Origin of the sequence: Ruegeria sp. HKCCD7303 (genome assembly GCF_013111185.1) — a bacterium.
GTDB lineage: Bacteria > Pseudomonadota > Alphaproteobacteria > Rhodobacterales > Rhodobacteraceae > Ruegeria.
This window is the reverse complement of the sequence record NZ_WVRE01000003.1, coordinates 1-11,989: the sequence shown is the minus strand read 5'-3', so window position 1 is coordinate 11,989 and position 11,989 is coordinate 1. Positions and strand designations below refer to the sequence as shown.

The following is an 11,989-nucleotide window of genomic DNA, read 5'->3' as shown; positions in this document are numbered from 1 at the left end:
CATCTTTTCCCAAACACTCAAACCTGAAGGACGCTGGACACAAGCAGCTGCGTATAGGCGTGCTGAGGGTCGTCCAGCACCTGGTCGGTCAACCCAGCTTCGACCACATGACCGCTTTTCATCACCATCAGCCGGTCCGCCAACAGACGCACCACGGCCAAATCATGCGTCACGATGATGGCGCTCAGCCCCATCTCACGCACCAGACCACGCAACAAATCCAGCAAGCGCGCCTGAACGGATACGTCCAGACCACCGGTCGGTTCATCCATGAACACCAGCCGAGGGCCCGTCACCAGATTGCGCGCGATCTGCAGACGCTGCTGCATCCCGCCAGAAAACGCGCTGGGGCGATCGTCCACACGGGCTGCTTCAATCTCGACGCGGCCAAGCCAGTCGATAGCCTTGTCCCGAATATCGCCATAGTGCCGATCACCGACGGCCATCAGCCGCTCACCAATATTGCCGCCCGCGCTGACAGACATCCGCAGCCCGTCGCGTGCGTGTTGATGCACAAAGGCCCAGTCAGTGCGGCCGAGCATTCGGCGTTCCGGTTCGGACATGGTGACTGTGTCTACCGGTCCGTCCACGCGGGTATCAAAGATCACCTGCCCAGCGTCCGGTTCCAGGTGCCCGGCCAGACAGTTGAGCAAGGTCGATTTGCCGGACCCACTTTCGCCGACGATCCCCATCACTTCTCCGGGGTAGAGATCGAAGTTCACATCTGTGCATCCGATCCGCGCGCCATAGCGTTTTTCGATGCCCTTGACTTGCAACAGGGGGGTCATGCTGCGTTCTCCTCAGCCAGTCGGCCCACGTGGCCTGTTTCGCGGCGCGACCGACAATAATCGGTGTCGGAACAGACAAACATCCGGTTCCCTGCATCATCCATGATGACCTCGTCCAGATAGCTGTCCTCGGCCCCGCACAGATCGCAGAGATGGTTGGCTTTGGTGGCCTCAAACGGGTAATCCTCGAAATCGAGGCTCACGACCTTGGTATGCGGAGGCACTGCATAGATACGCTGTTCCCGCCCTGCACCAAACAATTGGATCGCGTCCATCTCGAGCTTTGGGTTGTCGAATTTCGGGATCGGAGACGGATCCATCACATACCGCCCGGATACTTTGACCGGATAGGCATAAGCGGTTGAGATCGCACCGTGCTGGCTGATGTCCTCATACAATTTGACATGCATCAGCCCGTATTCTTCAAGGCTGTGCATTTTGCGCGTCTCGGTCTCGCGCGGCTCCAAAAAGCGCAGAGGTTCCGGGATCGGCACCTGATAGACGATGATCTGGTCTTCACGCAGCTTCGCTTCGGGGATGCGGTGGCGGGTCTGGATGACAGTGGCTTTTTCCGTCTCTTCCGTGGTGGAGACGCCAGCGGTGTTCTCAAAGAACTTGCGGATCGACACTGCGTTGGTGGTGTCGTCTGCGCCTTGGTCGATCACCTTGAACGTATCCTCGGGCGTCAGCGTCGCGGCCGAGACCTGAACGCCACCCGTCCCCCAGCCATACGGCATCGGCATCTCGCGGCTGGCGAACGGCACCTGATACCCAGGCACAGCCAGACCCTTCAGGATCGCCCGACGGATCATCCGTTTGGTTTGTTCGTCCAGGTAGGCGAAATTATACTCGCTCATAGGAAACCTCTTTCAGTCAACGCGCTTTCCAGCGCTTGAGGCGTCGTAAAGTGGATGCCATCCATGCCAACGGCGCGCGCGCCGTCGACGTTGTGCAGCCCGTCGTCGATGAAAATGCAGTTTTTAGGCGCAAGCCCGGCTCGCTCACACAAGCGATGAAAAATCTCGGGTTGCGGCTTCAAAAGCTTTTCCTGACCAGAGACTACCGTCACGCCGAAGACGTCGCCCAACTCGGGATGCGCGCCAACACCAACCGGCCATGTTTCCGCCGACCAGTTTGTAATCGCGTGAACCTGCGTGCCCTGTTCTTTCAATCGATAGAGCAGCTGCCAGGTTCCTTCGATCTTTTGCGGAACGGTCATGGCATAGCGCTCAACATACACACTCAGGCGCCGTTGGTCTTCGACGTCATCCAGTTCTGACGCCAGATCGGCGAAGTTCTCGCCGCCATCCGCCCTCAGATTGCGATCCTGAAAATCGATGCGGGTCAGGAACTCTGCCACGGCCTCGCGGCTGCCCATCTCGTGCAACCATGCCAGATGCGGATCCCATCGGATCAGCACATTCCCGATATCAAAAACGACGGCCTTCATTCTGCGGCCTCCTTTGGCGTAATGCGTTCTTCAGCCTCGCGACGCAGTTTGCGGACCAGCTCCAGCTCAGACTGGAAGTCGACGTAATGCGGCAGTTTGATATGCTCGAGAAAGCCAGTGGCCTGAATGTTATCCGCATGGCTCAGGACAAATTCTTCGTCCTGCGCGGGTGCACCCAGATTGTCTTCGCCCAGTTCTTCCCAACGCAGCGCGCGATCGACCAAAGCCATCGCGATGGATTTTCGTTCGGACTGACCAAAGACAAGACCATAGCCACGTGTGAACTGTGGTGGTTCTGTCTTCGAGCCCGTGAACTGGTTGACCGTCTCACATTCGGTTAGTTCAACCTCACCGATATCAATGGCGAAACCCAGCTCGGGGATCTCCATTTCCACCGCGACCTTGCCGATCCGAAGCTCTCCGACAAACGCATGGTTGCGGGCGTAGCCGCGCTGGGTGGAATAGGCCATGCCCAGTACAAAGCCCTCGTCCCCACGGGTCAGTGATTGCAAGCGCAGCGGTCGGTTTGACGGAAACTCCATCGGCTCGCGGGTCAGGTCGCCCGGGGTGTCATCGCTGGCGGGTTCATCCTGAATGATGTCCTCACCTTTCAGGAACTCGGTGATATGGGGCGTCGGTTCCTGACGTGCCGTGCCTTCGGGTGCCTTAGGGGCTTCACCATCAGCAGCCAGCTTGAAATCCAGCAAACGGTGCGTGTAGTCGAAAGTTGGCCCCAGAACCTGCCCCCCCGGCGCATCCTTGAACGTGGCCGAGATCCGACGGTCACACGCCATCTCAGAGGTCTCGACCGGGTTGGAATAGCCAAAGCGCGGCAGAGTCGTACGGTAAGCACGGACCAGAAAGATCGCTTCGATCAGATCGCCACGCGCCTGTTTGATCGCCAGCGCTGCAAGGTTGGGGTCGAATAATGACCCCTCGGCCATCACCCGGTTCACGGCAAGGCTCAGTTGTTCGCGGATCTGCGCAAGGCTCAGTTCCGCCACATCAGTCGCGCCCCGGCGTTCTTCGGCCAGCCACGTATGGGCGTTCTCGATGGCTTTTTCGCCCCCTTTGACAGCTACATACATCGCTTAGCCCTCTGTCCTGATCTGCGTGCTGCGCGGCAGGGCCGCGATCTTGTCACCGCAGGTAAAGAAGAAATCGCACCCCAGCGGATACAGCATCGCATTGTATTGAAGCGCTGGAACATCCGGCAGAGACAACCGCGCGGTGTCCTTGATCCCAGGGCCGCTCAGAATGGCACCGCTTTGCTCAAGCTGGTCGCATTCTACAATTAGGGTCGCAGACCGGTCCGGGTATTCCGGCGTGCCAATACGATAGGCGTTCAAGGGACCTAGTGCGCCCCACGTACCAACGGCGAAATCAGCGTTGCCCGCAGACACAATCGGCGCGCCCGTGTGGAAGGTCAGCCATTTGCACACCGCATCGGTGTCAGCATCACCCGCCAAATAGACCTTTGTTTCGGGATCGCACAGCGTCAGCAAGAGCGTGCCTGCTGCCATGGACAAAGGCGCAGGGGGTTCAGTGCCCATGAGGGTGCGGATTTCACCCGGGCGCGCCATGACGGTCATGGCCGCACGAAACGCGTGGGCGGCCTGGACAGGTGCGTTTTGAAAGCCCCCGGAAAACTGTGTTTGCGCGGCCATCAGTCTTCCCCCCGGACCAGCGTGAAAAACTCGACCTTGGTGGCAGCTGCCTTGGCGGCGCGTGTCGCCTTGGCCGCTTGCATTTGTTGCTGCAATGGGTCGAGCAATCGGGCCTGCAGATCATCCGCCGCCGGTGTCTGCATCATAGCATCAATCAACGCTGCGACTTCGGCTTTAGGCTTGGATCTGCCCTGCACATATCCGTGACCAACCGTGCCATCCTGCAGCACGACCGAACAGCGCGTGACGGTCATTTCACCCAGATTGAACGGCGCTCCGGTAGCTCCGGTGCGACCTCTCACCATGACGCCACCCACTTCGGGGCTGCGCAGCCACTCAAAGCTTGGGCGGTCCTGAATGCCATCCCATAGCGTCATCAACGCATCGTCCGGCGCACGGGCCAGCAGACCCATCCATTCCTTCCGCGCCTGCGTCGCGATTTCTGTCTGATTTGTCATCAAAGCCTCTTGGCCGGGTTGTCTACATGAACTATACAACTAGACAAATATTACCCTTTAGGTATCCGAGTCGCAATCCGTGATGGTGTGAAGATTTGATGACATGAGCAAAACGCCGATCTGGAAAAGCATCGCCCTGCGCCTGACCTCGGACATCGCCGAAGGGCGCTATCAAACCGGAGATCGCCTGCCGACCGAAGCACAATTGGCCGCCACTTATGGCGTCAATCGCCACACTGTGCGGCGCGCGTTGGCAGACATGTCGGAACAAGGTCTGGTCCACGCCAGGCGCGGCGCAGGGGTGTTTGTAGCGGCGCGCCCCACGGATTATCCAATCGGCAAAAGGGTGCGATACCACAAAAACATCTCGGCCAGCGGTAAGATGCCGGGCAAGAAAATCCTCGCGCTGACCACACGCGCAGCAGATGAAGCCGAAGCGGAAGCCTTGGGTTTGGACAAAGGCGATCCGGTGCATGTCTATGACGGCCTGTCATTGGCGGACGGACAGCCTGTGGCCGTGTTTCAAAGCGTTTTTCCAGCCGCGCGTTTTCCCAACCTGTTGCAGACACTGACCGAAACGCAATCGGTCACAAAAGCTCTGCAAGCTAGCGGCATCGCGGATTACACACGCATCTCGACCCGTTTGACAGCGCGCGGGGCAACGGCGACACAAGCCTTACAGCTCCAGCTGTCCGAAGGGGCCCCGGTTCTGTTCTCGGTTGGCGTGAACGCGGACCCAGATGGCCAGCCCGTTGAATATGGGCGAACCGTTTTCGCGGGTGAGCGGGTCACACTGACCCTGAACGAAGACTAGACCCCCACAGGGGGTTTTCGGTTTTTGGATCTGCAGGAACAGGGTTACGCGTATTTTTCCAGAAACGCCTCGGCACTTAGCGTGCGAAAGTCGGGCAAAGCCGCACGAAGTTTCGGGTTGTCCCAATCCCACCATGCAAGCTGTTCCATGCGATCGGCCACGATCTCGGGGAACCTTCTGCGCAACATCTGCGCCGTCACACCCGCGACAATCGTGTAGGGCGGTACGTCTTTGGTAACCACTGCACCCGAGGCAACCACGGCACCATTGCCGATCGTGACCTCGGGCTTGATAATCGCAGCGTGTCCGATCCAGGTGTCATGCCCGATCCGGGCGGTGCGACTGGCGCGATGAGCGAACCAATCCGCATCATCTTCGGCATCGTCCCAATAGTCGGCGGAACGATAGTGAAAATGATGCAGCGAGGCCTTGTCCATCGGATGATCTGTCGCCCCGATACGAGTAAAGCTTGCTATATTTGCGAACTTTCCAATTTCGGCATTGGCAATATCGCAGGTCCGGTCGCAATAGGAATAATCGCCCCAAACCGAGTTCGCCACTCGGCTGCCAGCACCAATCTCGACATATGCGCCAAAGCTGCTGTTGGTGATCTGACAATCATTATGAATATACGGCTGATCAGCGCGCAGTCGTGCCATTGAATGTCCCCATCTTTGTTCAGGGCAACAGGAATGTCTTGCGTGCAGCATCACGCGGCTTGCGTTTTTTACCCGCTTCGCCCTGGATCAACCGTTTGCGCAACCAACCCGAGAACCAGTCCATCAACATGACCATCAGGATGATCAGGATGATGTAGTAGGCGACCTCTTCCCAATCCTTTTGCGTGATGATTGCCTGCGTCAGTAGAAGGCCAATACCGCCGCCTGTGATTGCGCCAATCACCGTCGCGCTGCGGGTGTTGGATTCCAGAAAATACAATAGCTGGCTCAACAAAACGGGCGTGACTTGCGGAATGACCCCAAATCGGTATCTCTGCGGCGCATTTGCTCCTGTGGACTGAACGCCCTCTATCTGCTTCTGGTCCACATTCTCCAACGCTTCCGAGAAGATCTTGCCAAAGGTCCCGGTGTCGGTCACCAGTATGGCCAGCGCGCCTGTCAAAGGTCCGGGACCAAAGGCGCGGGCCAGCACCACGGTCCAGATCAAGGCATCCACACCGCGCACAAAGTCGAACACGCGACGCGTTGCAAAGCGGATGGATTTCATCGGATTGAAATTGCGCGTCGCAAGGAAGGCCAGTGGCAACGCGACCATGGCCGCGCCCAGCGTGCCCAGAAACGCCATCAGGATCGTCTCGAAGATCGCCCAGGCCACGTCCTGATGCCGCCACATCTTGTTGGTCCAGAAATCATTGAAAATTGTACCCGCCTCACCCGACGCCGCGCGTCCGGCCAGTTCGGGGAACGACTTGCCATAGTAGGGGCTGTCGAGCGTGAACCAGAACAGCTCCCACCCGGTGAAGTAGCGAAACACTTCCGACCGATTGCGTGTGACGGTCAGACGGCCAGCATCCGTCTTGATTGCCAAGCGGTTCTTCGAAACGTTGATCCACTCTGGCACGTCACCCGCAGGCAACTCTGCCTGTACGCCAGCCGAGCGGCTGGGCGTTGCCCGAACGGTTCCATAACCGGGGATGTCATATTCAACCGTTTCCGGCCCGAATCGCACCACGTGGCCGTCTTCCAGATCGATCACGGTTGTCTCGCCCAGCGTCACCCAATCCGGGGCCTGACCTTCGGGGTACGCGCCCTTGCGCTCGCCCTCGATCGCGGCCGAAACCTCGCCAGTTCGATTGTCACGCTCGATATGCGTCTTGTAGCTATAGCTGTCAGACACAAGCGTCTTGCCGTTTTCCCAATTTGCTCGCGCCGCGAGGCCCGGAACATCAAACGCAAAGAAGACGTAGACCAAATAGACAAGCACCAGCGCGGGCAGCCCGAAATTCACCAGCCTTTTGCGACTGAACAGACGGTCTGCTTGGGCTTTGAGCTCATCGACGGTCAGATTGGTTGCGAAGGTGCTCATACCGAGGCTCCTTTTTCCGACCCATGAGTCAGACGGTCGCGCAGAACACCTGACAGCTGGTCCACGACGACGATTGTTACAAAAAGCAGAAGGAAAATGGCCGCGGCCTCATCGTACCGCCCCTGTCCCCAGGACATGGCGTTGCGCAGCTCATAACCCAGACCGCCAGCGCCAACAAAACCCAGGATGGCCGAGGCGCGAATATTGATTTCGAACCGCAGCAGTGCATAGCTGACATAGTTGGGACCGGCCTGTGGGATCACGCCCAGATACATGCGTTGCGACCAGTTCGCACCCACCGACTGCAGGCCCTCAACCGGCTTGAGCGAGGCGTTTTCGTTGACCTCGGAAAACAGCTTGCCCAGTGCACCTGCTGTGTGAATGGCAATCGCAATCATCGCCGGAACCGGACCACCGCCCAAAATGAAAATCAGAACTAGTGCGATCACAATCTCGGGGACGGCGCGGCACACATCTGCAATTCGGCGAAACAAAGGGATCAAGGCGGGCCAAAGTGCCATGCCGCGCGTCGACATCAGGGCCAGAAACGTACCTGCAATCGCACCGATCAAGGTCGAAGCGGCCGCGATATTCAGTGTTTCGATCAGCGCGGGGAAAAACTTGGCCAGGTTTTCCGGCAGCGCGCCGATTTTTTCCCACGCCTCGGCCAAAACCTCAGCGGGGTAGTCGAAAATACGCGTCCAGCCATCGCGGAAACTGCCAGCGTTGCGGTCGTCAGCAACACGAAAGCCCGAGGCCATAACGGCAACGAACAGGATCAGGAGGATACCACCATAGACCCGTTTGCGGCGCGTCATCGCCGTATAGTCATCGCGGATCTGGTCGACGGTCGGGGACCCAGCGGTCAGGTCTGTCATGGAATGCTCCTGGGTGGAAAAACGGGGCCCGGATTTTCGCCGGACCCCGATCATTGGGTATTCAGGCTTAGTTGGACTTCAGCTTGCGTGCTTCGATGATGACTTCGTAGGCATCATGTGTGATCGGCTCGAACGCTTTCGCCTCACCTGCGGCAACGCCGTAGAAGCAATCACGGTCTTTCTCGTGCAGGCCAGCCATCAGGGCTGTCATCTTTTCTTTTACATCCGCAGGCAGCGCTGTACGCAGAACAACCGGACCTTCGGGGATCGGCTTGGATTTCCAGATTTCAACCATGTCGTTCATGTCGACCAGACCGGCATCAACTGCACGACGCAGCGCGCCCGAGTTGTATCCGTCTTCCCAGTTGCCAAGACCATCGGCCCAGGTAACACCACCATCAACGTCACCATTGTTGACCGCGACGATGGTCTGCTCGTGACCGCCGGTGAACTTCACTTCACCAAAGTAGTCGCCTGAGTCCATGGTGGCGCCGGTGGCCTGCGGGATTTCGATGGACGGGATCAGGTAGCCCGAGGTCGAGTTCGGATCGCCAAAACCAAAGATCTTGCCTTTCATGTCTTCCAAGGATGTTATGCCGCTGTCCTTGCGGGCAAAACCAACCGAGTAATACCCGTAACCGCCGTCGACGTTCACCTTAACCAAAACCGGCTTAACCGCTTCGGGATCGCTCAGGTAAGTTTTGGCGTAACCCGACGCGCCCAACCATGCCATGTCGATGGTGCCGCCCAGCAGACCTTGGATCACACCGTTATAATCGGCAGGCGCAAACAATTTGGTCTCAACGCCCAGCGTGTCTTCGGTGTATTCACGCAGGCATTCGTTGTTGTTCAGACGGTCCTGAGCGTTCTCACCGCCCAGAATGCCTATGCGGAATTCGCTGATGTCCTGTGCCATGGCCGGTGCGGCCAGCGCAGTGGTAGCCGCAAAGGCAGCAATCAGTTTTTTCATCTGTCTCTCTCCAGTTTGATTGCCCCGGCCTTTCATCGGGCCGGGCGATGAAAGGGGGTTGGTGGCTCAGATGGTTGCTTCCGCTTCCATCAGGGCCTTCTGGGTGGCGTCCAGAGTTTCGATCTCGGTCGATGTCGCCTCTTCCGAGAAGCTGGCATCGGCACCATAGATTTCACGGGCAACACCGGTTGTCAGTTGTTCAGGCAGCCCGTCAAAGACGATGCGCCCGTCGCGCATTCCGACCACGCGATCACAATAACGGCGTGCTGTATCCAGCGTGTGCAGGTTGGCGATGACGGTGCGGCCATCCTCTTCGTGGATACGCCGCAGAGCCTGCATCACAACCTGAGCGTTCATTGGGTCCAGCGAGGCGATGGGCTCGTCCGCCAAAATGATCTTGGGGTCCTGCATCAGGGCGCGTGCGATAGCGACGCGCTGTTGCTGCCCACCAGACAAAGCTTCGGCGCGTTTGGGCGCGTGTTCGGCGATTCCCAGACGATCCAGAATATCAATTGCGCGATGGATGTCTTCCATTGGGAACAGGTTGAACATGGTGGCCAGGGTCGAATGGCGGTTCAGTGTGCCATGCAAGACGTTCGAGACAACATCCATGCGCGGCACCAGGTTGAACTGCTGAAAGATCATGGCGCAGTCAGCTTGCCAGGCCCGCTTTTCGCGCCCCTTCAGTTTGGTCACGTCACGACCTTCGAACAGGATCTGACCGTCGCTGGAATCCGTCAGCCGGTTGATCATCCTCAAAAGGGTCGACTTGCCTGCACCCGACCGCCCGATGATCCCAATCATGCATGGCTTGTCTACATCCAGCGTCGCGGCGTCCACCGCAACGTTATCGCCAAAGCGTTTGGTCAGTTTCTTGATATGCAGCACGAGCCACCCCCAAATGATGTTGGCGGTCAGCTACAGATGCCATTCAACGGATATGTGTCAGCGTGGTGAAAGTTTTGTAACGGACCAGCCGTTGCGGGGGCTATCCATCCCCCTGCCCCGCAGGTATACGCTTCGGCGACTCTTTTTCTGATACGAGGCCATCATGAGCTTTGACCGCACCATCAAGATCGCTCCGTCGATCCTGTCCGCCGATTTCGCCAATTTCGGAGCAGAGATTCAGGCCATCGAGGCACAAGGCGCAGATTGGGTTCATGTGGATGTCATGGATGGCCATTTCGTTCCGAACCTGACCTTTGGCCCACCTGCGGTTAAAGCCTTTCGCCCGCACGTGAAAACCGTGATGGATGTGCACCTGATGATCACCCCGGTTGATCCTTACATCCAGGCGTATGCCGATGCCGGAGCGGACATTCTGACTGCACATGTCGAGGCTGGTCCACATACACATCGCACCTTACAAGCGATCCGCGCCGCTGGAATGAAAGCCGGTGTCGCGCTGAACCCTGGCACCCCTGCCGAGGCGGTCGAGCATCTGCTGGACCTTACCGATCTGGTCTGTGTGATGACCGTAAACCCGGGCTTCGGTGGTCAGAAATTCATCGACATGACCGGTAAGGTGCGCAAAGTGCGCCAGATGATCGGCGACCGCCCAGTGCATATCGAGATCGACGGAGGCGTCGACCCAAAGACCGCCCCGCTGGTTGCAGCAGCAGGGGCGGACGTGCTGGTCGCCGGGTCGGCGGTATTCAAGGGCGGATCGGTTTCCACCCCACAGGTCTACGGAGACAACATCCGCGCCGTTCGCGCTGCGGCTGAGGATGCGCTGTCCTGATCCAGCAGTTTGTGGCCGGTATGTCTGGCGGCGGCTGACCGGGCCTGCGCCGGATGGTCCCCGGGGTCACAAAGTCAGTCGCTACGTAGCCATTCCTGCGCCGCTGACACGGCGTTTGCGGGCCCGGCCACGGGAAGCGGAAACGCTGCTCGGGTATTTTTGTTTCGCGAAGACGATAAGCTCCGACACACGTGTGCAGTGGTGTGGGAAAGACGAAAAAGCGCGAGCCAACCAGCCAAAGAAACTCCCATTGTATTTTCTTCCCTGAGCGACATACGCGCGAATGTTGACACGGTCAGCAATCTCGGAGCCTACAGCCATTTTCATCATGGACCTCACAGCAACCCGGGTGTTGCCATCAATCATGCGCAATCCCATTCTGTCGCCTGATAGTTTGGTTGCGCGTTCGTAGGGGAAAAGCAAAATATTGAAGATCAATAGCTTCTCCACACTGTTAATGAAGAACTGCAGCCAGCCAAACCGAAAGTGTTTAGCTGCCAATGCGCCCACAAATCGCCCGACAATGAATCGCAGTTCGTCCTTTGTGTTTTCGTTCTTCAAAAGCTCGGAATTCAGAAGCAATATCTTGGTGTTGAGAAGCGACAGGATTGATGCGTTGTAAGATCCATCCTCATGGACATATGCCTCGACCGTTCGGTTGTAACCAAAAAGCTCCTTCGCTTCTTTGATCGCATCGTTGGCTTCAGGGAAAGACGCCGCTGAAACCTGGACAAAATTGTTCATCCAATGCGCGATAGCCAACCTGAGGCTGAACCACAGCGAGAAAAGGATGATCGGTACAAGCAAAAGAATGGTTCCAAAAGTTGCGACTGTTAGCAGCGCCGTTATGAAACCAAACGGAATCAAAACAAACAAGGTTATGTAAAAACGTGGAGTCTCAGTAGGATGTCTTAGTTCCTGCATTTCATTTTTTGACAAAGGCATGGGAAATCCCCCACAAAAATCGTGAAAAGTAATAGATTATGAAATTACATCTATTTTGTAAGACGAAATCAACTGTTCAGTCCTTCTACGGAATTGCTGAACCCGGTCGTATTATTGAGTACTATGCGCTAACGCCTAATATTCGGCGATGACTTTCCCAGCAAAGGGCTCGCCACAAAAAAGGCCGCCCCTTAGTGGGACGGCCTTCTTAGTCTCACCGATGTGCCGGGCT

Annotated in this window: 14 protein-coding genes; 2 read left to right on the top strand and 12 right to left on the bottom strand. The window is 57.5% G+C overall.

Going from position 1 to position 11,989, the window contains the following annotated elements:
• Positions 1–17 precede the first annotated feature (17 nt).
• The 6 genes from phnK to phnG are packed head-to-tail and all read right to left on the bottom strand — an operon-like array spanning position 18 to position 4,363.
• On the bottom strand, positions 18–788 hold the full coding sequence (phnK, locus tag GS630_RS09715) for a phosphonate C-P lyase system protein PhnK (protein ID WP_171181538.1): 771 nt from the start codon (positions 786–788) through the stop codon (positions 18–20).
• The gene (locus tag GS630_RS09710; protein ID WP_171181540.1) at positions 785–1,645 is read right to left on the bottom strand and encodes an alpha-D-ribose 1-methylphosphonate 5-phosphate C-P-lyase PhnJ; all 861 of its coding nucleotides are present in this window, start codon (positions 1,643–1,645) and stop codon (positions 785–787) included. Before GS630_RS09710 ends, phnK begins: the two co-directional genes overlap by 4 nt.
• Positions 1,642–2,238, bottom strand: a complete 597-nt coding sequence (locus GS630_RS09705; protein ID WP_171235400.1) for an HAD family phosphatase — start codon at positions 2,236–2,238, stop codon at positions 1,642–1,644. The genes GS630_RS09710 and GS630_RS09705 overlap by 4 nt, the downstream gene beginning before the upstream one ends.
• Positions 2,235–3,326: a carbon-phosphorus lyase complex subunit PhnI gene (locus GS630_RS09700; protein WP_171181544.1), complete on the bottom strand. Its 1,092-nt coding sequence runs from the start codon at positions 3,324–3,326 to the stop codon at positions 2,235–2,237. The genes GS630_RS09705 and GS630_RS09700 overlap by 4 nt, the downstream gene beginning before the upstream one ends.
• Positions 3,327–3,329: 3 nt before the next feature.
• A complete protein-coding gene (gene phnH / locus GS630_RS09695) occupies positions 3,330–3,905 on the bottom strand; it encodes a phosphonate C-P lyase system protein PhnH (protein ID WP_171238925.1) in 576 nt (191 codons plus the stop codon).
• Positions 3,905–4,363 (bottom strand): phosphonate C-P lyase system protein PhnG, encoded by a 459-nt coding sequence (gene phnG, locus GS630_RS09690; protein ID WP_171619503.1) that lies wholly within the window; start codon positions 4,361–4,363, stop codon positions 3,905–3,907. Before phnG ends, phnH begins: the two co-directional genes overlap by 1 nt.
• Before the next feature lie 103 nt (positions 4,364–4,466).
• On the opposite strand from phnG, the gene phnF reads away from it, so the two are divergent.
• Positions 4,467–5,177 (top strand): phosphonate metabolism transcriptional regulator PhnF, encoded by a 711-nt coding sequence (phnF, locus tag GS630_RS09685; RefSeq protein WP_171181551.1) that lies wholly within the window; start codon positions 4,467–4,469, stop codon positions 5,175–5,177.
• A 44-nt stretch (positions 5,178–5,221) separates the two neighbouring features.
• Here phnF and GS630_RS09680 read toward each other — a convergent pair whose 3' ends face one another.
• From GS630_RS09680 to phnC, 5 genes are all read right to left on the bottom strand, one after another.
• Positions 5,222–5,836, bottom strand: a complete 615-nt coding sequence (locus GS630_RS09680) for a chloramphenicol acetyltransferase (protein ID WP_171181553.1) — start codon at positions 5,834–5,836, stop codon at positions 5,222–5,224.
• A 19-nt stretch (positions 5,837–5,855) separates the two neighbouring features.
• A complete protein-coding gene (phnE, locus tag GS630_RS09675; protein WP_171619501.1) occupies positions 5,856–7,223 on the bottom strand; it encodes a phosphonate ABC transporter, permease protein PhnE in 1,368 nt (455 codons plus the stop codon).
• Complete coding sequence (gene phnE / locus GS630_RS09670; protein ID WP_171619499.1) at positions 7,220–8,101, bottom strand: phosphonate ABC transporter, permease protein PhnE; 882 nt, start codon at positions 8,099–8,101, stop codon at positions 7,220–7,222. The genes phnE (GS630_RS09675) and phnE (GS630_RS09670) overlap by 4 nt, the downstream gene beginning before the upstream one ends.
• Before the next feature lie 67 nt (positions 8,102–8,168).
• Complete coding sequence (phnD, locus tag GS630_RS09665; protein WP_171619497.1) at positions 8,169–9,071, bottom strand: phosphonate ABC transporter substrate-binding protein; 903 nt, start codon at positions 9,069–9,071, stop codon at positions 8,169–8,171.
• Between the two features lie 66 nt (positions 9,072–9,137).
• Positions 9,138–9,959 (bottom strand): phosphonate ABC transporter ATP-binding protein, encoded by an 822-nt coding sequence (gene phnC, locus GS630_RS09660; protein ID WP_171619495.1) that lies wholly within the window; start codon positions 9,957–9,959, stop codon positions 9,138–9,140.
• 163 nt (positions 9,960–10,122) lie between these two features.
• On the opposite strand from phnC, the gene rpe reads away from it, so the two are divergent.
• Positions 10,123–10,812 (top strand): ribulose-phosphate 3-epimerase, encoded by a 690-nt coding sequence (rpe, locus tag GS630_RS09655; protein ID WP_171619493.1) that lies wholly within the window; start codon positions 10,123–10,125, stop codon positions 10,810–10,812.
• Between the two features lie 81 nt (positions 10,813–10,893).
• Here the strand turns inward: rpe and GS630_RS09650 are convergent, their stop codons facing one another.
• A complete protein-coding gene (locus GS630_RS09650; RefSeq protein WP_171619491.1) occupies positions 10,894–11,757 on the bottom strand; it encodes a M48 family metallopeptidase in 864 nt (287 codons plus the stop codon).
• Positions 11,758–11,989: the final 232 nt, after the last annotated feature.